18 protein-coding genes are annotated in these 18,532 nt (G+C 56.4%); 13 read left to right on the top strand and 5 right to left on the bottom strand.

Going from position 1 to position 18,532, the window contains the following annotated elements; all coding sequences use genetic code 11:
• Positions 1-9: 9 nt before the first annotated feature.
• Positions 10-795, bottom strand: a complete 786-nt coding sequence (locus ABJ205_RS14650; protein ID WP_348158428.1) for a uracil-DNA glycosylase family protein — start codon at positions 793-795, stop codon at positions 10-12.
• 105 nt (positions 796-900) lie between these two features.
• Here ABJ205_RS14650 and ABJ205_RS14655 point away from each other — a divergent pair, with 105 nt between their 5' ends.
• The 8 genes from ABJ205_RS14655 to ABJ205_RS14690 are packed head-to-tail and all read left to right on the top strand — an operon-like array spanning position 901 to position 9,343.
• Positions 901-2,547, top strand: a complete 1,647-nt coding sequence (locus ABJ205_RS14655; protein ID WP_348158425.1) for an electron transfer flavoprotein-ubiquinone oxidoreductase — start codon at positions 901-903, stop codon at positions 2,545-2,547.
• 28 nt (positions 2,548-2,575) lie between these two features.
• Positions 2,576-3,106 (top strand): STM3941 family protein, encoded by a 531-nt coding sequence (locus ABJ205_RS14660; RefSeq protein ID WP_348158422.1) that lies wholly within the window; start codon positions 2,576-2,578, stop codon positions 3,104-3,106.
• Complete coding sequence (locus ABJ205_RS14665; RefSeq protein ID WP_348158421.1) at positions 3,106-3,918, top strand: 4-(cytidine 5'-diphospho)-2-C-methyl-D-erythritol kinase; 813 nt, start codon at positions 3,106-3,108, stop codon at positions 3,916-3,918. The genes ABJ205_RS14660 and ABJ205_RS14665 overlap by 1 nt, the downstream gene beginning before the upstream one ends.
• On the top strand, positions 3,915-4,643 hold the full coding sequence (locus ABJ205_RS14670; RefSeq protein ID WP_348158419.1) for an N-formylglutamate amidohydrolase: 729 nt from the start codon (positions 3,915-3,917) through the stop codon (positions 4,641-4,643). Before ABJ205_RS14665 ends, ABJ205_RS14670 begins: the two co-directional genes overlap by 4 nt.
• 42 nt (positions 4,644-4,685) lie before the next feature.
• Positions 4,686-6,401: a dihydroxy-acid dehydratase gene (ilvD, locus tag ABJ205_RS14675; RefSeq protein WP_348158416.1), complete on the top strand. Its 1,716-nt coding sequence runs from the start codon at positions 4,686-4,688 to the stop codon at positions 6,399-6,401.
• Entirely contained in the window at positions 6,382-6,738 is a 357-nt protein-coding gene (locus tag ABJ205_RS14680; RefSeq protein WP_348158414.1) for a hypothetical protein, read from the top strand. The genes ilvD and ABJ205_RS14680 overlap by 20 nt, the downstream gene beginning before the upstream one ends.
• On the top strand, positions 6,738-8,138 hold the full coding sequence (locus tag ABJ205_RS14685; RefSeq protein WP_348158411.1) for an NAD(P)H-hydrate dehydratase: 1,401 nt from the start codon (positions 6,738-6,740) through the stop codon (positions 8,136-8,138). The genes ABJ205_RS14680 and ABJ205_RS14685 overlap by 1 nt, the downstream gene beginning before the upstream one ends.
• The gene (locus ABJ205_RS14690; RefSeq protein ID WP_348158408.1) at positions 8,069-9,343 is read left to right on the top strand and encodes a class I SAM-dependent RNA methyltransferase; all 1,275 of its coding nucleotides are present in this window, start codon (positions 8,069-8,071) and stop codon (positions 9,341-9,343) included. The genes ABJ205_RS14685 and ABJ205_RS14690 overlap by 70 nt, the downstream gene beginning before the upstream one ends.
• Positions 9,344-9,350: 7 nt before the next feature.
• Here the strand turns inward: ABJ205_RS14690 and ABJ205_RS14695 are convergent, their stop codons facing one another.
• The 4 genes from ABJ205_RS14695 to ABJ205_RS14710 all read right to left on the bottom strand — a co-directional run bounded on the left by ABJ205_RS14695 (position 9,351) and on the right by ABJ205_RS14710 (position 12,290).
• The gene (locus ABJ205_RS14695; protein ID WP_348158405.1) at positions 9,351-10,139 is read right to left on the bottom strand and encodes a hydrolase 1, exosortase A system-associated; all 789 of its coding nucleotides are present in this window, start codon (positions 10,137-10,139) and stop codon (positions 9,351-9,353) included.
• The gene (locus ABJ205_RS14700) at positions 10,136-10,840 is read right to left on the bottom strand and encodes a hypothetical protein (protein WP_348158402.1); all 705 of its coding nucleotides are present in this window, start codon (positions 10,838-10,840) and stop codon (positions 10,136-10,138) included. Before ABJ205_RS14700 ends, ABJ205_RS14695 begins: the two co-directional genes overlap by 4 nt.
• Before the next feature lie 5 nt (positions 10,841-10,845).
• Complete coding sequence (locus ABJ205_RS14705) at positions 10,846-11,160, bottom strand: acyl carrier protein (protein ID WP_348158628.1); 315 nt, start codon at positions 11,158-11,160, stop codon at positions 10,846-10,848.
• A 104-nt stretch (positions 11,161-11,264) separates the two neighbouring features.
• Entirely contained in the window at positions 11,265-12,290 is a 1,026-nt protein-coding gene (locus tag ABJ205_RS14710; protein ID WP_348158400.1) for a GNAT family N-acetyltransferase, read from the bottom strand.
• A gap of 30 nt (positions 12,291-12,320) precedes the next feature.
• On the opposite strand from ABJ205_RS14710, the gene ABJ205_RS14715 reads away from it, so the two are divergent.
• The 5 genes from ABJ205_RS14715 to ABJ205_RS14735 all read left to right on the top strand — a co-directional run bounded on the left by ABJ205_RS14715 (position 12,321) and on the right by ABJ205_RS14735 (position 18,530).
• A complete protein-coding gene (locus ABJ205_RS14715) occupies positions 12,321-13,883 on the top strand; it encodes an acyl-CoA ligase (AMP-forming), exosortase A system-associated (protein ID WP_348158397.1) in 1,563 nt (520 codons plus the stop codon).
• Positions 13,880-15,130, top strand: a complete 1,251-nt coding sequence (locus ABJ205_RS14720) for a pyridoxal-dependent decarboxylase, exosortase A system-associated (protein ID WP_348510075.1) — start codon at positions 13,880-13,882, stop codon at positions 15,128-15,130. Before ABJ205_RS14715 ends, ABJ205_RS14720 begins: the two co-directional genes overlap by 4 nt.
• A gap of 179 nt (positions 15,131-15,309) precedes the next feature.
• Positions 15,310-15,951, top strand: coding sequence for an XrtA/PEP-CTERM system exopolysaccharide export protein (locus ABJ205_RS14725; RefSeq protein ID WP_348156795.1), 642 nt, complete (start codon positions 15,310-15,312; stop codon positions 15,949-15,951).
• Between the two features lie 18 nt (positions 15,952-15,969).
• On the top strand, positions 15,970-17,493 hold the full coding sequence (locus ABJ205_RS14730; RefSeq protein ID WP_348156797.1) for an XrtA system polysaccharide chain length determinant: 1,524 nt from the start codon (positions 15,970-15,972) through the stop codon (positions 17,491-17,493).
• An 11-nt stretch (positions 17,494-17,504) separates the two neighbouring features.
• Positions 17,505-18,530 carry a P-loop NTPase gene (locus ABJ205_RS14735; protein WP_348156800.1) on the top strand — a complete coding sequence of 342 codons (1,026 nt, stop codon included), beginning with the start codon at positions 17,505-17,507 and terminating at the stop codon, positions 18,528-18,530.
• Positions 18,531-18,532 lie beyond the last annotated feature (2 nt).

Here is an 18,532-nt window from a genome sequence, read left to right on the forward strand (position 1 = left end):
ATTTCAACGTCATTCCTTGACCGACCATTCGTTCCATCTCCGCCAGAACTTTGCCTTCAGACGGGGCATCGCCATCATGGCGTCCAGTCCTTCGGTTACGAACAGCGGTATTGGTGACTGTTTTCGGTTGATTTCGCGTAAATGCGAGAGGTCATTCGTTAATGCGTGGCCCAAAAGCGGCGGAATGCCTGCGCCCAAAGCCAAGACTTGTCGCGGGTTAACAAGGTTAACGTGAAACTGCATTATTTCATCCATTCCGGATGCAGCCAGCGATGCCGTGTCTGCCATTGGCGTATGCCGAGGCAAAGCCGAAGCGAAATAGACCGATTCTTGAGGTACGCCCATGGCCGCAATGATTCGCGACAGAAGACGGCCCTGAGGCCCGCTTAGCAATATATCGCGATCCCCTTGTTCCGGGTCGATCACCAACACCATAAGTTCAGGGTTTGCCGCCCCTCGCGGTGCCACTCGGCCGCGTGGACCAATTGTATCGAGCCCCGGTGCCGACAACCACCATTCGCGGAACGCATCCAGGTCCGCCGGGGGATTCGGCCCCAAGAGATCGGCCCGAGTGGGTTTGACAGGCTCTGGAGCGGGTTCTTGATTTTGATTGAGGCCTTGCGGCTTTGTCTTGGCATTCTTACCGCCAGAAGCGGCATCAACCACGCCGTGATCGCCCGAATCACTCAGCCAGTCCGTAGCGTCATCGGTAAAGTCGCCATCCACACCAGCCAGCTCCCACCATTCCATAGCGGCGCGTAATTGGCTGGATAAAGAGGGGTCTGGCATGGTCATAGCTTACAATGCCCCCCTTGACTGGAGGCGGACTGCTTAGCAAGTGCAGGAACATACAAAATATGCGATAGAATTCGCGAAGACATAACTGGGATAGAAAAGCTCATGAGCGAACGGGAATCAATGCCATGCGACGTCGTGATTGTGGGTGGCGGGCCAGCGGGCCTGTCTGCTGCGATCCGTTTGAAGCAGCTGAATGAAGAACTCGAAGTCGTAGTCCTTGAAAAAGGGTCGGAAATCGGCGCGCACATTCTTTCAGGCGCGGTTGTCGATCCAAAAGCATTGGGCGAACTTTTCCCCGACTGGCGCGATATGGATTGCCCGATGGCAGAGACGCCGGTGACCGATAACTGGCACTGGTCGCTCACCAAGAACGGCAAAATGTCGCTGCCGCACCTCATCATGCCGCCATTGATGAGCAACAAAGGCTGCTACACGGGTTCTTTGGGTAATATGACCCGCTGGCTTGGTGAACAGGCCGAAGCGGCCGGCGTCATGGTCTTTCCCGGTTTCCCTGCGTCGGAAGTTATGTTCGATGACAAGGGCACCGTGCGCGGCGTCATTACGCAAGACATGGGAATCGCCGAGGATGGCAGCCAAAAGGGCGACTATCAGCCCGGCATGGAGATCGAGGCGAAATACACCCTGTTTGCAGAAGGGGCTCGCGGAAGCCTTACCAAACAGATGAAGGCCAAGTTCGACCTAGAGGCCAATTGCGAGCCGCAGGTTTATGGTCTCGGTATCAAAGAGCTGTGGGATATTGATCCGGGGAAACACGTCCCCGGCCGCGTGATCCACACCCAAGGGTGGCCGCTTAGCGAAAGCCAGACATGGGGTGGCGGCTTTTTCTACCATCAGGCCAACAACCAAGTCGCCTTGGGCTTTGTCACCGCGCTTGATTACAAGAACCCATGGGTATCGCCTTACCAAGAATTCCAACGCTGGAAACAGCACCCTGCGATCCGCGAATATCTCGAAGGGGGCACCCGTGTCGCGTACGGCGCGCGCGTTATCAACGAAGGCGGCTGGCAGTCTGTGCCAAAGCTTGCCTTCCCGGGTGGCGCATTGATCGGCTGTGCGGCTGGTTTCGTAAACGTACCGCGCATCAAAGGCAGCCACACCGCCATGAAGAGCGGTATGCTGTGTGCAGAGGCAATCGCCGCCGAGATCGAAACCCAAGAGAGCCAGCCCGAGCTGCAAGGCTATGAGCCAGCGGTTCGTTCAAGCTGGATCGCGGATGAGCTCAAACTGGTCCAAAACGCAGAACCTGCCGTTGCCAAATATGGTGAAGACATTGGCGCTATCCTTGCCGGTGCTGATATGTGGATGCGCACGCTCAAGATCGGTCTGCCGATCAGTATGAAGCACCATGCCGATTACACCATGACGGGCAGGGCCGACCTCTATCCAAAGATCGACTATCCAAAGCCCGATGGCGTGATCAGCTTCGACCGTTTGACCAATGTGGCGTACTCCTTCACCAACCACGCAGAGGACCAACCGGTCCACTTGCAATTGGGTGATGCAGACCTTCAAAAGTCGAGCGAGTACGACATCTTTGGCGGACCATCGAACCGCTATTGCCCGGCGGGCGTTTACGAGTGGATCGTAGAAGAGGGCAAAGAGCCCCGCTTCCAAATCAACTCACAAAACTGCGTCCACTGTAAGACGTGCGATATCAAAGACCCGAACCAGAACATCAACTGGGTGACCCCAGAAGGGATGGGCGGGCCTAACTATCCGAATATGTGATCGGGATAGGGCTTAGATCCGGACCGCTATGGATCCCTTTGTTGCGAACTCTTCACCCTGGCGGGTACTCCTCATTGCTAGCGGTGCCCTGGTTTTCGTAATCGGTGGTCTGTGGCTGGCGGGAGCGTTTGGCGAACCGCCAGCTTCCTCGCGTTATTCCGAGGAGGCTAGAACCTTAGTTGGCTGGCTATGTTCGGGCTTCTTTAGCTTGATATTTCTAGCAAATGCCAAGCAGCTCTTCGGCAACGCAGAGCGAGTGGTTGTGAACGCGAATGGGATTAGGGCTGTCCAATGGTCTGATGAACTCATACCTTGGACTGAAATCACTGGTATCAGTGTATGGAAGAGTAGAGGTAACTCGTTCATCATCCTCGTTCTCAAAAATCCTGAGAAGTATCCCGGTCGAGGGATCAACAACTGGTTGAGGAGTATCGAACGCCTTTACACTGGCGGCGATGTATGGATCAACTTGATCGGAACCGATAAGAATTTGGATGAAGCATTGATGGCGATAGAGCATTTTCGGCCGGTTCCCAGCTCCAGTGATTTGCTCGACTAATGGTCCTTACCCAAACCGCCTACGCCAAGATCAACCTTGCGCTGCATGTCCGCAAGCGTCGCGACGATGGCTATCATGAGCTTGAGACGCTTTTCGCCTTTGTCGACGCAGGCGACACGCTGAGCGCTAAGCGTGCTGATGCAGACCGTGTGATCACTGTTGGCGAATTTGTGGGCGGGATCGACGATCCCTTCGACAACCTTGTGGCAAAGGCCTTGTCCCTGCTCCCGCGCACTGGCGGGCTCGACATCAGGCTTGAAAAACTGCTCCCTGTGGCGGCTGGCCTTGGCGGGGGGTCTGCGGATGCGGGCGCGATATTCCGGTTGGTGGAGGCGCTCCATGGTCTTCCCGATGACTGGCAGGCGAGGGCGGCGAAGCTTGGAGCAGATGTGCCATGCTGTGTGCGCAGTGAGACTGTGATCGGGCAGGGTACTGGGACCGAATTGGAACCCATTGAAAATGACCTTAAAGGCACGCCCGTGCTGCTGGTGAACCCGCGCGTACCCCTTTCAACGGGCCCTGTGTTCAAGGCATGGGACGGGCGGGACCGAGGGGCGCTGCCGCAAGGATCAGCAAAGGAAATTGCGCTTGCGGGCCGCAATGACCTTGAGGTGCCTGCTGTCGAACTGTGCCCTGCCATTGTGCAGGTCTTGGATACTCTCAAAGCGGACAACCCTTGGCTCGCCCGGATGTCGGGGTCTGGTGCGACCTGCTTTGCGCTTTACGACACGCTTGAGGCCCGCGATGCGGCGCAGGCGCGTTTGAACACAGACCACCCCGATTGGTGGCAACTCGCCGGGAAGCTGCGATGAGCCTACCTTACCGCCAGATAGGAGAGGCCACGCGCGGCCCAACTCGCGGCGGCATCGTCTGTGTCTCCGACCATGCCTCAAACCAAGTGCCCGATGGCATCGACTTGCTGATCGACGAAGCACTCATGGACGAACACATCGGCGTGGACATTGGGGTTGAGGGCATCGCCGAAGAAATGGCCGCCAACCACGGCATTCCAGCATTCCTAGCCACCGTTAGCCGCCTCGTCGTCGACCTCCACCGCGAGGAAGACCACCCCGGAGTAGTCCCCCAGACAAGTGACGGCCATGTGATCCATGGCAATTTGGGCGTGGACGTTGAGGAGCGGCTCAGCAGCATCTACCGCCCCTATCACGAGGCGATGGCCAAGTGGCTAGATAAGCGCGACCCCGCTCTCATCATCTCGCTCCACAGTTTCACCCCAAAACTTGCCACCAGCGATGAACCGCGCCCATGGGAAGTGGCATTCCTCTACAATCAAGATGACCGCGCAGCGCGCCTTGCTATCCAATTCTTTGCCGAAGAAGGCTTCACCGTAGGCGATAATGAGCCATACTCAGGCCGCCAATTGAATGCGACGATGAACCGCCACGCCGAACCTTTTGGCCGCCCCTATCTGGCGACGGAGATCCGGCAAGACCTGATTGCGAGCCGCGCAGGCCAAAAGCATTGGGCCGGATTGCTCGCCAAAGTGGCTTCAAGGGTTGCACAAGAGCTCGGCTAAGGGCACAGGCCGTGTCGCAAATCTAGCTCTAAGAGTAACAATATGTCTTTCGACAAGTCCAAACTCCCTTCGCGCCACGTTTCCGTAGGACCAGAGCGCGCACCGCACCGCTCATATTACTACGCCATGGGCATGACCGAGGAAGAGATCAGGCAGCCATTCGTGGCCGTGGCGAGCGCTGGCAATGACAGTGCGCCTTGCAACACCACTTTGAACGCGCAGGCCGATATCTGCCGCGAGGGTGTGATTGCAAATGGCGGCACACCGCGCCGGTTCAACACCATCACAGTCACCGATGGCATCGCCATGGGCCACCAAGGCATGAAAAGCTCGCTTATCAGCCGTGAGATTATTGCCGATAGCGTCGAGGTCTCGGTGCGCGGGCATTGTTACGACGCGCTCGTCGGTTTTGCAGGTTGTGACAAGAGCCTGCCCGGCATGATGATGTCGATGCTGCGCCTTAACGTGCCGTCGATCTTTGTTTATGGCGGCTCTATCCTTCCCGGCACGCACAAGGGCGAGGACGTAACAGTCGTCGATGTGTTCGAGGCCGTCGGTCAGCACGCGGCGGGCAATTGCCCATTGAAAGAGCTGATCGCGCTCGAAAAAGTCGCGTGCCCCGGACACGGTGCATGCGGCGGCCAATTTACCGCCAACACCATGGCATGTGTGGGCGAGGCGATTGGATTGTCCTTGCCGAACAGCAACATGGCACCTGCTCCTTTTAGATCACGCGAAGAGATCGCGCGTGGTGCCGGGGCTCAGGTTATGGAGCTTTTGAGGCTCAATCTTCGTCCGCGCGATATTTGCACCCGTGAAGCATTCGAAAACGCTGCGCGCGTGGTGGCTGCAACAGGCGGTTCCACCAATGCCGCGCTCCACCTGCCTGCTATGGCGAGCGAGGCGGGGATCGACTTTGACCTGTTCGATGTGGCGGAGATATTCAAATCAACGCCATACATCGCCGACCTCAAGCCCGGCGGCAAATATGTCGCGAAGGACATGCACGAGGCTGGCGGTATCTACATGGGTATGAAGACGCTTCTCGAAGGCGGTTTCCTTGATCCCAACCCGATGACCGTTACCGGCAAGACATTGGGTGAGAACATCGAAGAGATCACTTGGAAACCGGATCAAAAGGTATTCTACGATGTGAAAGCGCCGATCACCCCAACGGGCGGCGTAGTGGGCCTTAAAGGGTCGCTTGCACCAGAAGGGGCGATTGTGAAAGTCGCTGGCATGGAGCGCCTGCAATTCACTGGAACGGCGCGTGTTTTTGATTGCGAAGAAGACGCTTTTGCCGCCGTAGAAAAGCGCGACATCAAAGAAGGTAGCGTCATCATCATCCGCTACGAAGGCCCTAAAGGGGGTCCTGGAATGCGCGAAATGCTCTCCACCACCGCTGCGCTGTATGGGCAAGGCATGGGCGAGAAAGTCGCGCTCATCACCGACGGCCGTTTCTCAGGGGCGACACGCGGTTTTTGTATCGGTCACGTTGGTCCAGAGGCAGCAGAAGGCGGACCCATCGCATTGGTCGAAGATGGCGATACCATCTCAATCGACGCCAAAGCAGGGACAATCGACCTCGATGTAGACGAAGCGACCCTCGCAAGGCGCAAAGACGCATGGCAGCCGCGCACGAATGACTATCAATCTGGCGCACTTTGGCGCTATGCTCAAAACGTAGGGCCAGCGCGAGATGGTGCGCTTACCCATCCCGGAGCAAAGGCAGAAACTCATGTATTTGCGGATATTTAGCAGCGTTTTTGCACTCAGCGCTTTAACCGCCTGCGAAGCGACGCAATCGCCGGAACCCGAAGGGGAAACCCTTGATTGCGCCATTGGGGCAGGGGCTGAACTCTCAAATGTCTGCACCCTTGAATGGGTGGGCGAAGAACGTGGCCAAGAGTTCCTCGTCCATCACCCGGATGGCGGGTTTCGCCGCTTCACCTTGAGTGAAGATGCGAGCAAGGTGGTTGTCAAAGACGGCGCCGAAGACGTTGAAATGGTTGAGCCAGCCCCCAGTGGGTTTTGGCAGTTTTCGGTATCAAGTGACCAATATTTAGTGCCGCTGCCGCCGCCTTCGGGCGCGTGATGGCCGCAGACAGAGCCCTCTGTCAGGTGCTCACTGCGCAGCAAATGCGTGATGCAGAGCAGCGCATCTTTGATGCCGGGATGCCCGAATTTGACCTGATGCAATTGGCAGCGGGCCGCGTGGCTGAATGGGTCCGCAGACTTGCGGCAGGACGCAGTGTTACGGTGCTGTGCGGCCCCGGTAACAATGGCGGCGACGGATACGTCATCGCGCATTGCCTCCGTGAATTTGGCCTCAAGGTCACCGTAATTGCACCTCAACCCCCAAAGAGAACATCGGCCAGAAAGGCGCTTGAACTTTGGAACGGCGAAGTTTTGACGTCAGGAGGCAGTGTTCAAGGCGAAGTCTTTGTCGATTGCCTGTTCGGCTCGGGGTTAACCCGCAAGCTTAGCGGCGAACATTCATTGCTTTTGCGCGATTTGGCCCAGCGGCATCAGTTTGTGATTGCATTGGATGTTCCCAGCGGTGTGGCAAGTGATAGCGGTAAAATACTCAATGAACATTTGCCGCAGTCCGATGTGACACTGGCAGTTGGGGCATGGAAATTTGCGCATTGCTTGTTACCAGCGCGTGAGAAGATGGGGACACGGCGCATCGTGCCGATTGGGGTAAATGCCGTCGAGGCGGCGGCCGAACAGGTTGTCAGGCCCCAGATAAAACCGCCTTCTTCCACCGATCACAAATACACGCGCGGACTAGCGGCAATTGTTGGCGGCGATATGGCTGGTGCCTCGTTGCTCGCCTCTGAAGCAGCGATGCGAGCGGGGGCGGGCTACGTCAAATTTTTGGCGCAGCACGTTTCGGCCAAGCCACCTGAATTGGTCGTCGAGGCAGGCGATGTTGCCGATTTGCTCGCTGACAAACGGATCAATGCAGTTCTCATCGGTCCGGGATTAGCCCGTCATGAGGGTTCATTGAGGGCTGTTGAGGCTGCACTCAAATGTACGGGCGGCCTCGTGCTTGACGCCGATGCTCTACATCTTATTGGGCCAGACATGCTCGATCGGGATAAGCCCATGCTAGCAACCCCTCATGATGGAGAGCTTGATGCGCTTTGTCGCAATTTCGCCGTTGTTGCCGAAGGGCGAATGGCGCGCGCAAAGGCGCTTTGCGCGAGAAGCGGTATGGTAATCTGTGCAAAGGGGCCTGACACGATCATCGCCTCGCCTGACGGAAGGGTCGCGATTGCGCCTCCCGCACTGTCATGGCTTTCAACTGCTGGAACAGGTGATGTACTAGCTGGAATTGCGGTTAGCCGTATGGCCGTTGGATCAGATCCATTTATGGCCGCCTGCGAGGCCGTTTGGCTTCATGGCGAAGCGGCCCGAATATGCGGGCCAGCCTTTACTCCTCGCGAATTGGCGCACGCCATCCCAAGCGCATTGTCGAGGTGCTTGTGACAGACAAAGCTATGATTGTTCGAATCGCGGCGAAAGGCGATGGCGTGAGTGAAACCGGCGCGCATGTCGCACGCGCTGTTCCGGGAGACAGCGTTTCTGTGGATGGGACCGTCAACCCTGGTCCGCATCACATTTCGCCAGTCTGCGGGCATTTCGGGACGTGCGGTGGCTGCCAATTACAGCATGGCGATGACGAAGTCCTTAGCCGCTTCGTTCGCGAGCGGGTTGTCAATGCCGCGACCGGGCAAAGCCTTGAAATCGGAGAATTATTGCCAGAGCACCTTTCTCCGCCGGGTTCGCGCCGACGCGCTGGGCTTCATGCGCAAAAGACGCGGGGCGGGGCGATTGTTGGTTATAGAGAAGGTGGTTCGCACACACTCGTTGATTTGGTCCAGTGTCCAGTTCTTGATCCAAAACTCGCGGGCCTGATCAAACCGTTAAGGGACTTTGTCGCGGGACATGGTCCAAAGGGTAACGTCGATCTCGCTTTGACAGTGTGCGACCAAGGGATTGATGTGGGTCTTTCACATTTCCCACTTGAAAGTCTTGAAGCGACCGAAGCTGCGCTTGAATTTGCACAATGCAATGGCTTGGCTCGGATGACAATCGACCAAGGTTACGGGCCTGAGGCCATTTGGGAGCCTGAGCCTGTGACAATCACTTTGTCGGGTTTGCCGGTTGGCCTACCAGCGAACGCGTTTTTGCAGGCCACCCCTGATGCAGAGGCGCTTATGATTGCAGAAGCATCGCAGTGGCTCGGCGAAGCGAGGGTCGTCGCGGATTTGTTCTCGGGACTTGGTACCTTTGCCTTCGCTTTGGCCAAAGCAGGTAAGGGAAAGACCAAGGTTTTGGCCGCCGAGGCAGATCAATCGGCCCATCTTGCTTGCAAAGCGGCGGCTGCACGCACGGGCGGCCGTGTGATTTCGCTTCATCGCGACCTCTTCCGCAACCCCTTGCAGGCCGCTGAACTTGACCGGTTTGATGCCGTTTTGCTCGACCCTCCGCGCGCAGGGGCAAAGTCACAGATTGCTCAGATTGCTGAAAGTACGCTGTCGCGTGTGGTTTATATAAGCTGCAATCCGTCAAGTTGGGCCCGCGATGGTGCTGTCTTAGCCGAAGCTGGTTTTAGCCTCAAACGCCTTCGTCCCGTCGGGCAATTCCGTTGGTCCACCCATGTTGAATTGGTGAGCCTTTTCGAACGGTAATTTCCGGTTAGTCGCGCAAGGCAGAGAGCACCTGCTCTTCGAGCCAAGCACGATGTTCTGGTTCAACATAGGCATGACCTGCGCCCGTGCACCGCTTAATACGCAGGTCCGCCTTATCCCAAGAGCTTTCGAACACTTGTGCCGTACGGTCCGCGCCAGAGAGCAGAATGCGCGCGTTCCCTCCAAACGTTTTGAGCCCTGCGTCCATATCCTGTGCAAGGCTTGATGGGGCTGGGGCAGGACGAAGAGATGCCTTAATGCCATGCGCCAACTTTCGCACATCTACGCCGCCCTTGAGGAGCCGCCAAATTTCGCGCGGATCTTTTAACTTAGAGGCATAGCGAGAACGGATGGCGTCGGGGCTGTGTGTTGGCGTGTTCGTATCTTCGGCGGTTTCTTCTATTGTCCAAGGGTTCGAGAGAACAAGGCCGTCAAATCCTGATCCGCCCATCAGCATAAGCGCCGAGGCGGCATCGCAATTGCCAAAGGCAAAGACTCGTTCAACTTGCGGAGCCATGGCGCGGAAGGCCTCAAGCGCAGCTTCGATATCACCAGTACTTTTGCGAAAACCCCGGTTCTCGCCTTCGCTGTCGCCTGTGCCGCGGCGATCAAAGCGAAAAACGGGGAACCCCTTTTTGGCGATATTTGCAGCCAGTTGTGATTGGCCTGAAAACGCGCCCGAGCGGATTTCATTCCCGCCATTCACGATGAGAAGGCCGGTTATTCCGGGCGCGGTGTCGAGGGAACCTGCAAGCTTGAGGCCCCGGCAGCCAAAATGAAATTGCAACCGGCTCATAGTGGCCTTTCTGCAGGGTGTGCGACAATCTCAGCTAGCGCCTCTGATAGGCGTTGATCTTCGTCGGGTTCTGCACGAAGCCAAAGTCCTGCACCGCCTAGATCTTTTTGCTCAATGAGCATGTGATTGTCGTTGGCGCCGGGCAGTGCAACTTCAATCTCGCGAACCATTTGTGGGCCAAGGTTCCATCCCGCAAGCTGCAAGCCGGATTGCCGCGCCTCTTCCATCAATTGTGCAGAGGTCATTTCGCGGCCGGCCTCTCGCGATGCGATAGTCTGCGCGCGTAGCATGCCGCGCAGCAATTTGGCACCTGTTAGCGGTGCATACTGCCACCCTGTTAGAGTGTCAGGCGCAATAAGTGCGCCGCCTCTGATGCTCAGAACGTGGGTTGCTCCGAAGGCTTCAGCGGCGCTCGCTGCGATATCACGCCATGATGTAAGGGTTTGGGTTTCTAGGGGAACAAGGCTTTCGTTGCAGCCGGGAAGATCGGGCAGAAAAGTATCCACGCCGAGCTCATCTGCCGCCCGCATCATCTGTAGGGTAAACCGCCTTAGCTTGTTTGCTTCGTCAAACAGCGCGGGCAAAATTAGGACCCGTCGTTCCCGCGCTCGATCAAACGAGACAAGCAATTCATCAACCGTCTTGCCGCCCTCCAATAGGGCCTGCCAACTTGCGATCATGCGCGGCTCTGGCGCATTCACTTGGCTTATCCCTCTTCTGAATCTGGGTTCAACTTGCCCTCAACAAATGCAAGCAAACCACCATAGGTTTCAAGCATTTCGCCATCCACATCTTCGTCTTCGATGACGATGTCGAGCCGATCTTCGATCTCGGTTAAGAGGCCTGCTACGGCCATGGAGTCGAGTTCGGGCAAATGGCCAAACAAGCCGCTGTCTTCTTCTAACTCGTTTGCCTGTTCAGCTTCGAGCCCCAAGACATCGGCGATGATTGACTTAAGCTCGATGTCAAGCGACGCGTTGCCGGATCCCTGGCCAGTTTCTTGGCCGGTCTCTTCATTCATCGCTGCGCCACCACTCGCCGGTTGAGAGCCCATATGCTTGGTTGTCCTTATCCAGAGGCCATTTAACCTATGGCGCATCCGTTTGCACCAAAGCGATGCGCGCCTTAACTAGCCTTGGGAGAACGCGCAAGTTCGGGGACGTCAGGCAGGGTTAAGCGTTTTGCGGTGAGACGCGCAAGATCAAGCCATCCGCGAGGGGAGGATAGATCAAGGCAGTCAATGCGGTAGCGCGGCCTGATGTCTTCCATCCAGTCGCCCTTGTAACGCTGTGTGCCTGTCCCAAAGTCGATCACATCGACTTTGTCTTCATCGATTGCGTGTCTAAACAAGGCTGCTGAAAGCGTGGTTCCAGCCGAGAGGTTTTTCGCACTCTCCAGATGAGCCAGCTTGTGAATGAAGGCACTGCCGTTTTCGATCGTCCAACATTGGGCCGCTACCGGTTTACCATCATGGAATGCCAATCCTAACCGTAAGCGTCCTGCAGCCCCTTCGATCTCGGCAAATTTGCGCAGCATTTCAGGTTGGTCTTCCCCGGGTTTCCAGCTGGACTCATAAATCGCTTCATAGGCGGCCCAAAGGTTGTGATCAAAATGCGAGACAATCTGGGTTTCGACCTTTTTCGCCTTGCGCTTGAGTGTGGTGCGCAATTGACCAGGGCGCGACGCCCAATATTCGTCGAAACTGCGTCCTTGGACGTATAGAACGTGATTGACATCGCACCGCGTGACTTCAACACGCCATCCAGCCTTGGAAAACGCCCGCGAAAGGTGCGTTGCGGACGCGTCTTCATCAGGGACAGGTTCCAGCGTAACCCTATGCGCAGTCGTCTTCAGTTGTTTTGCAAGCTCATCGAGCAACTGTGCGCCTTGCTCACCATAGGGAACCAGCTGACGCCAAGTGAAACTGTACCAATTGCGCAGCGAACTGAGATGACCGTTGTTCTGGCTTAGGACGAGGGCGGCGCTGTGTTCAGCATCACTTGCGGCCGCAATAAAGGGATCAAGACCTGTCTCTTCAAGAAGAGTAAACCACTCGGCGCGATCGAAGGGCGCGCGCATGATTGTATGAGAGCTGTCTTTAAACAGCTCTTGCAAGACGTTAACCGTGTCGTGATAGCGCGTTTCGATCACTTGAATTGAGTGCCCTTCAAAAGGAAGCCGATGACTGCAAATCCCGATCCCCAAGGCCTGGACCAAGCCCCGCGCCCATTAGACCACCTCGCTGAGCGAGCGTGCTTGATGGGTGCTGGCGAACGGCCCGCATTGGTTCTTCGGGATGAGAGCTTTACCCACAAGGCGTTAAAAGAGCGTGTGGCCACTCTTGCTGGGTGGTTGGCCCGTGAGGTGCCGGAAAAGGGCGCGCGGGTTGCGAGTTGGGCCGCCAAGGGCGAATTGACCTGTCTCCTGCCCCTCGCAGCAGCGCGCGCAGGGCTCGTCCATGTACCCATCAACCCATTGCTCAAAAAAGCGCAAGTGGCGCATATTTTGAGCGATTGCGGGGCTCAATTGCTGATTGCGACGCCTTCTCGCTTGAAGTCACTGGACAAAGGCGATGTGCCTGCCGGTTGTTTGCAATTGGAGGAAGCGGCGGCTCTAAAAGCGGCTTATGATGCGAGCGTAACGCTCGGTCCCTCCCAAGCGGATCCAGATGAGTTATGCGCTATCCTTTACACCAGTGGTTCAACCGGGCGTCCAAAAGGTGTGATGCTAAGCCATGCAAACCTATGGCTTGGTGCGGTTAGCGTCGCGCACTACCTAAAGCTTGCCGATGATGATGTGACCCTTGCGGTGCTGCCGCTGTCTTTTGACTATGGGCAAAACCAGCTGCTTTCGGCTTGGTATGCGGGTGCATGTGTTGTCCCGCTTGATTTTCTATTCCCCCGCGATGTGTCCAAAGCTTGCGCCAAACACGGTGTCACAACGTTGGCAGCTGTACCGCCATTGTGGGTGCAACTGACCGAGACGGAGTGGCAGGAAGAAGCCAGCACCTCCTTGCGCAGACTTACCAACAGCGGCGGCGCTCTCACGATTGAATTGGTCGAAGGGCTCACAGGGATTTTCCCGCAAGCGGACCTTTATCCGATGTATGGCCTCACCGAGGCATTTCGCTCGACCTATCTCGACCCAGAACTGGTCGATGCCCATCCGACAAGCATGGGGACCGCCATTCCTTTTGCCGAAATCATGGTCATTGATGATGATGGCGAGGTCGCAGGGCCGGGCGAAGAAGGTGAATTGGTCCATTGCGGCCCTTTGGTCGCTCAAGGGTATTGGCAAGATGCAGTGCGCACGGCTGAGCGGTTTAAACCCGCGCCCGCTTCTTCACACTATGGCGGCACCGCAGTTTGGTCCGGCGACCGGGTACAGCGAGAGGCCAATGGGCTTTTGTATTTCGTTGGCCGCCGTGATGCGATGATTAAGAGCGCAGGCAACCGCATCAGCCCGCAAGAGATCGAAGAGGCTGCGATTTCGACCGATTTGGTGGTTGAGGCCGTTGCCCTTGGAATGGCGGACGATAGGCTTGGGCACAAGGTCTATCTGGTGGTAAGAGGGACGCAAGACCAACAAGAGCAATCCAAGCTTCGTAAGGCTTTATTGAAAGAACTTCCCAACTTTATGCAACCTCAGGAAATTCACTGGCGCGAGGCTATGCCTCTCAATCCCAATGGTAAGATTGACCGCAACGCGCTTTATCGTGAACTGAGCGGGAAAAATGCGTCATGACGACAAAACCAAAGTCGAAAACCAAGCCCTTGGGGCCAATTCCTGCTGGATATGCAGCAATTGATGGCGAACTGGCAATTGGCGGCCACAAGGCCAGCAATCTGGTAGAAGCTGCGGGGCGAACGCCTTTGTTTGTCTATTCGAAGGATCGCTTGGATACGCGCGTTTCTGAGCTTCGCAAGGCTCTGCCCGGCAGTATCGGGATCAATTATGCGGTCAAAGCCAACCCGCATCCCCAAATCATCGCGCATATGTCGGACCTTGTGGATGGGTTCGACATCGCTTCATCCGGCGAACTTGCGATGTTGAAGAAGGCCGCAATCGACCCTGCGAGGGTCAGCTTTGCCGGGCCCGGCAAACGTGATGATGAGCTTGAGGCGGCAATCGCTGCCGGTGTTACGCTCAACTGCGAGTCCGAGGGTGAGGCGCAGCGCTCGCTTGCCATAGGCCAAAGGACGGGGAAAACGCCGCGAATTGCCATTCGGGTTAATCCGGATTTCGAACTGAAAGGTTCAGGCATGAAAATGGGCGGCGGCGCAAAGCCGTTTGGCGTAGACGCGATCCGTGTACCAGCTTTGGCCAAGATGATCATTGCCGAAGGTGCGCACTGGCGCGGGCTCCATATCTTTACAGGCAGCCAAACACTTAGCGCTGACGCTATCATCGAGGCGCAAGCCAATGTCTTGGACTTGGCGCAGTCTCTTGCCGATGAGATCGGGCACGCTTTGCCCAAGCTTAATATGGGCGGCGGTTTTGGAATTCCATATTTTCCGGGTGATGAACAACTCAATCTGGCGGCCGTTGGTGATGCCTTGCATGAACTTGTCGAAGCTCGCCAACACAGCCTTATCGAAACCGAACTTTGTGTTGAACTTGGCCGTTATCTGGTTGGCGAAGCAGGGGTTTATCTATGCCAGGTGATTGACCGAAAAGTCAGTCACGAACAGACGTACCTTGTCACCGATGGGGGGTTGCACCATCAATTGGCGGCTTCTGGAAACTTTGGGACAGTGGTCAGACGCAACTACCCGGTAGCTATTGCTTCACGCTTTGATGCTACGCCTTCGGCACCGGTTAACGTCGTGGGCTGTCTTTGCACACCGCTCGATAGGCTGGCCGATATGGCCGAATTGCCAGACGCCGATGTTGGCGACTTGGTGGCGGTGTTTTGCGCCGGCGCATATGGGGCGAGCGCTTCACCGCTTAACTTCCTTGGGCATGGCCCAGCGGCAGAGATGATTGTTTAATCATCACTAATTTGCCTGTCCCGAAATGGGATGAGGCGGCAAATGTCCCACTATTACTAACATTATATTCACCATTATCGGCGAGTAAGTCCGGGTCATTCGCGGAAAACCCCGTTTGCGTGAGGTCGCTCCTCACATTTGCAAGCGATCCGCATCAGCTGACCTAAGGAAATGCATCGATGCCTACTTCGCCCACTTTCGCCCGTATTGCCGGCGCCCTTTTTGCGACCTCAACGCTCGCAGCCTGCGCTGGGTCGGGACCTGAGCTTCCTTCGGCGAGCTATACAGAGGCGCAGACAGCTTCAACTGAAGAGTACATCATCGGGCCTCTCGATCAGCTCACCATCCATGTTTGGCGCAATCCAGAGCTGAGCGCAGAAGACATCCAGGTGCGTCCCGATGGCCGGATTACCATCCCGCTTGTGCGTGATATGACCGCCGTTGGGAAAACCGCAACTCAGCTTCAAGACGATATCCGCGACGTGCTTGTTCAATATATCGAACAGCCGCTCGTCTCGGTGATCGTGAACGAGTTCAATTCCACCTTTGACCAACAGATCCGCGTAGTGGGTTCGACCGAACAGCCGGCATCTTTGCCGTACCGCGCGAATATGACTGTGCTTGACGCCATGATCGCCGTTGGCGGCTTGGGTGAATTTGCAGCGGGCAACCGTGCCAAGCTCCTTCGCATCAACCGCGAGACCGGCACTCAAAAAGAATACCGACTGCGTCTTTCCGACTTGCTGAAGCGCGGCGACAGCTCGGCCAATGTCATGCTTCGTCCAGGTGACACGATCATCATTCCTGAGAGCCGGTTCTAAGGGAGCGGGAACGGAACAATGAACGAGCTCTTCGATGAACTGCGCACAGCGCTCTATTCGGTTTGGCACCGCCGCTGGCTGGCGCTGGCGATTGCTTGGGGTGTTTGCCTTCTGGGGTGGCTCGTTGTTGCTATGATTCCCAACACATACGAATCCAAGGCGCGCATCTTTGTCGATGTGGACGATGTTCTCTCGGAGCAACTTGGTATTGCAGGTGATGGTAAGGATGAAATTGCGCAGGTTCGTCAGACGCTCTTAAGCTCGGTCAATCTCGAAAAAGTCATCACAACGACCAAGCTTGGTGACGGTATTTCTGACCGCACAGAATTGGAAAGCGCGATCGCAGCACTTTCTGATGACGTGAAGGTTGAAAGCGAGGAAGACACGCTATTCTCGATCAGTGCGACTGTCGGCAAAAGTGGTTTGAGCGATTCCGAAAACGCGGTTCTTGCGCGAGATGTTGTGCAAAAGCTGCTCGATATTTTCCGCGAAGAACACATCTCTGGAAACCGTGCAGAGATCAGCGGCGCCATCAATGATTTGAATGGACAATTGGATGAGCGCAAAGCGGAGTTGGAGGAGGCCGAAACTCGCCGTTTGGCGTTTGAGGCACAATATCCCGATCTAATCGGGGGAACAGCGACGCTCTCGACCCGCGTACAGCAATCGCGGACTGAACTGCGTGATATCGATGCGGATCTAGCTGCAGCCCAAAGCGCACTTGCCGCGCTCAACAATCAGATCACCAGCACACCGCGCACCATTGTCGGTGCAGCGAATGCTGTGGGTCCACAAGCTGCCTTGCTCCAAGCTCAAACGCAGCTAGCGGGGCTTCGCTCCCGGGGGTTGACCGAGCAACACCCCGATGTGGTCTCAACCAAACGTCAGGTCGAATTGCTGACGAGACAGGCTGCGGCTGCGGGTCCAAATGATGCTGGTGGAACGCCCAATCCAGCGTATTCATCACTGATCGCGCTTCGCGCAGATCGTCAAGCCTCGATTGAATCGCTCCAATCGCGCCGTGCAGCCTTGCAATCTCAGCTCGCATCGCTTGCTGCCAGCCAAGCGACAGAGCCCGCCGTGGCGGCCGAAGCGAACAGGATCAGCCGCGACTATGAAGTCTTGCGCGATAACTATGAAAAGCTTCTCGAGGACCGCGAAAAGCTGCGCACGCGTAGCGATGTGGTTGATGAAACAAGCCAATACAAATTTGATCTCGTCGATCCGCCGGTTGTCCCGCAAAAACCGGCTGCGCCCAATCGCCCGTTGCTTCTGCTGGGTGTGCTCATTGCTGGGCTCGGCGCAGGTGTAGGGGTTGCTTGGATTTTGAGCCAGCTGCGCTCGGGCTTTGCGACATCCCAAAAACTGGAAAAATCCATGGGCCTCCCGGTCATTGGTTCAGTGTCACTCAACCTTTCAGAAGCCGCTCAATCTTTGCGCAAGCGGCGTACCAAACAATTTGCCGGGGCCTTTGCAGGCTTGGTCGGCATTCTCGGAATTCTTCTGATCATCGAGGTTGTCTCGATCGGAACGGTTGTGTGAGGACACCTTGAATGACTGAACACAGCAAATTTACCCGCAAACAGCCGAAAACCAACGGGCGGCGCTCCTCAATTTTTGAGAGGGCGGATGCTGCGTTTGGTCTGGATGGATTTGGGACGAAGCCAGTTCCAAAGAACCTGCCGTCGGCTCCGCGCCCTTTTGTGCCGCCTCGCCAGCGCGGTGAAGCCATAGAAGATCAGATGCCTCATGCTGATCAGCAATTTGCGCGCCCAAGCAATGAAACGCAATTCCATCATGAGGATGCGTCCAAGTTCCAGCCTGCGCCTAAACCGCAGCCGTCGGTCGCATTGCGGGGGCCACGCGTTCAGATTGACCGAGAAGTTCTCCTGGAAGAAGGACTGATCTCGCCTGACGATCAAGTGACGGGCCTTTTGGAAGAATTTCGGATCATCAAACGAGAGCTTCTCGCGGATGCGCGCCAATCGGGGGATGACTTTACACGGCGGGTATTGGTCAGCTCACCGCATATGGGTGAGGGCAAGACATATTGCGCGACGAACCTCGCTATCGCACTTGCTGCTGAACGCGATATCGAAGTTATTTTGGCTGATGCTGATGTGATCAACCCCTCGGTTACGCGCCGTCTAGGCGTTGAGCCAGGTCTGGGTTTGATGGACGCGTTGGTCGACAAATCTCTGCGTCCAGAAGATTTGGTTTGCCCAACCGATATCAACGGCCTCTTTATCCTGCCCGCAGGTACAAGCAGCGCGCGCGATGCGGAATATCTGACCAGCAACCGAACTGGGCAAGTGCTCGACCGTCTGACGCGCGGTGCGCCTAACCGTTATCTCATTTTCGATACGCCGCCTGCGCTTGCCGCATCACCCGCCGCAGAGCTAGCTGCACATGTTGGTCAAGCATTGCTGGTGGTTCGCGCTGATGAAACAAGCCGCGCTGCTCTCGACGACGCGGTTCAGCTTTTGTCGGCGTGTTCGGACATCAAATTACTACTCAATGCGACACAGTTCAGCCCGTCCGGTCGCCGTTTTGGCGATTATGGCGAGAGGGAAGATTGATC

The sequence above is a fragment of the Erythrobacter sp. genome, from assembly GCF_039988855.1.
Lineage (GTDB): Bacteria > Pseudomonadota > Alphaproteobacteria > Sphingomonadales > Sphingomonadaceae > Erythrobacter.

Bases quoted from the DNA above. Each gene is read 5' to 3' on its own strand.
- ABJ205_RS14695 (WP_348158405.1), bottom strand. From the start codon at position 10,139: ATGAGCCGGTTGCAATTTCATTTTGGCTGCCGGGGCCTCAAGCTTGCA.
- ABJ205_RS14730 (WP_348156797.1), top strand. From the start codon at position 15,970: ATGAACGAGCTCTTCGATGAACTGCGCACAGCGCTCTATTCGGTTTGG.
- ABJ205_RS14690 (WP_348158408.1), top strand. From the start codon at position 8,069: ATGCGGGCCAGCCTTTACTCCTCGCGAATTGGCGCACGCCATCCCAAG.
- ABJ205_RS14650 (WP_348158428.1), bottom strand. From the start codon at position 795: ATGACCATGCCAGACCCCTCTTTATCCAGCCAATTACGCGCCGCTATG.
- ABJ205_RS14665 (WP_348158421.1), top strand. From the start codon at position 3,106: ATGGTCCTTACCCAAACCGCCTACGCCAAGATCAACCTTGCGCTGCAT.
- ABJ205_RS14705 (WP_348158628.1), bottom strand. From the start codon at position 11,160: ATGAATGAAGAGACCGGCCAAGAAACTGGCCAGGGATCCGGCAACGCG.
- ABJ205_RS14735 (WP_348156800.1), top strand. From the start codon at position 17,505: ATGACTGAACACAGCAAATTTACCCGCAAACAGCCGAAAACCAACGGG.
- ABJ205_RS14715 (WP_348158397.1), top strand. From the start codon at position 12,321: ATGACTGCAAATCCCGATCCCCAAGGCCTGGACCAAGCCCCGCGCCCA.
- ABJ205_RS14720 (WP_348510075.1), top strand. From the start codon at position 13,880: ATGACGACAAAACCAAAGTCGAAAACCAAGCCCTTGGGGCCAATTCCT.
- ABJ205_RS14655 (WP_348158425.1), top strand. From the start codon at position 901: ATGAGCGAACGGGAATCAATGCCATGCGACGTCGTGATTGTGGGTGGC.
- ABJ205_RS14660 (WP_348158422.1), top strand. From the start codon at position 2,576: ATGGATCCCTTTGTTGCGAACTCTTCACCCTGGCGGGTACTCCTCATT.
- ABJ205_RS14685 (WP_348158411.1), top strand. From the start codon at position 6,738: ATGGCCGCAGACAGAGCCCTCTGTCAGGTGCTCACTGCGCAGCAAATG.
- ABJ205_RS14725 (WP_348156795.1), top strand. From the start codon at position 15,310: ATGCCTACTTCGCCCACTTTCGCCCGTATTGCCGGCGCCCTTTTTGCG.
- ABJ205_RS14670 (WP_348158419.1), top strand. From the start codon at position 3,915: ATGAGCCTACCTTACCGCCAGATAGGAGAGGCCACGCGCGGCCCAACT.
- ABJ205_RS14680 (WP_348158414.1), top strand. From the start codon at position 6,382: ATGTATTTGCGGATATTTAGCAGCGTTTTTGCACTCAGCGCTTTAACC.
- ilvD (WP_348158416.1), top strand. From the start codon at position 4,686: ATGTCTTTCGACAAGTCCAAACTCCCTTCGCGCCACGTTTCCGTAGGA.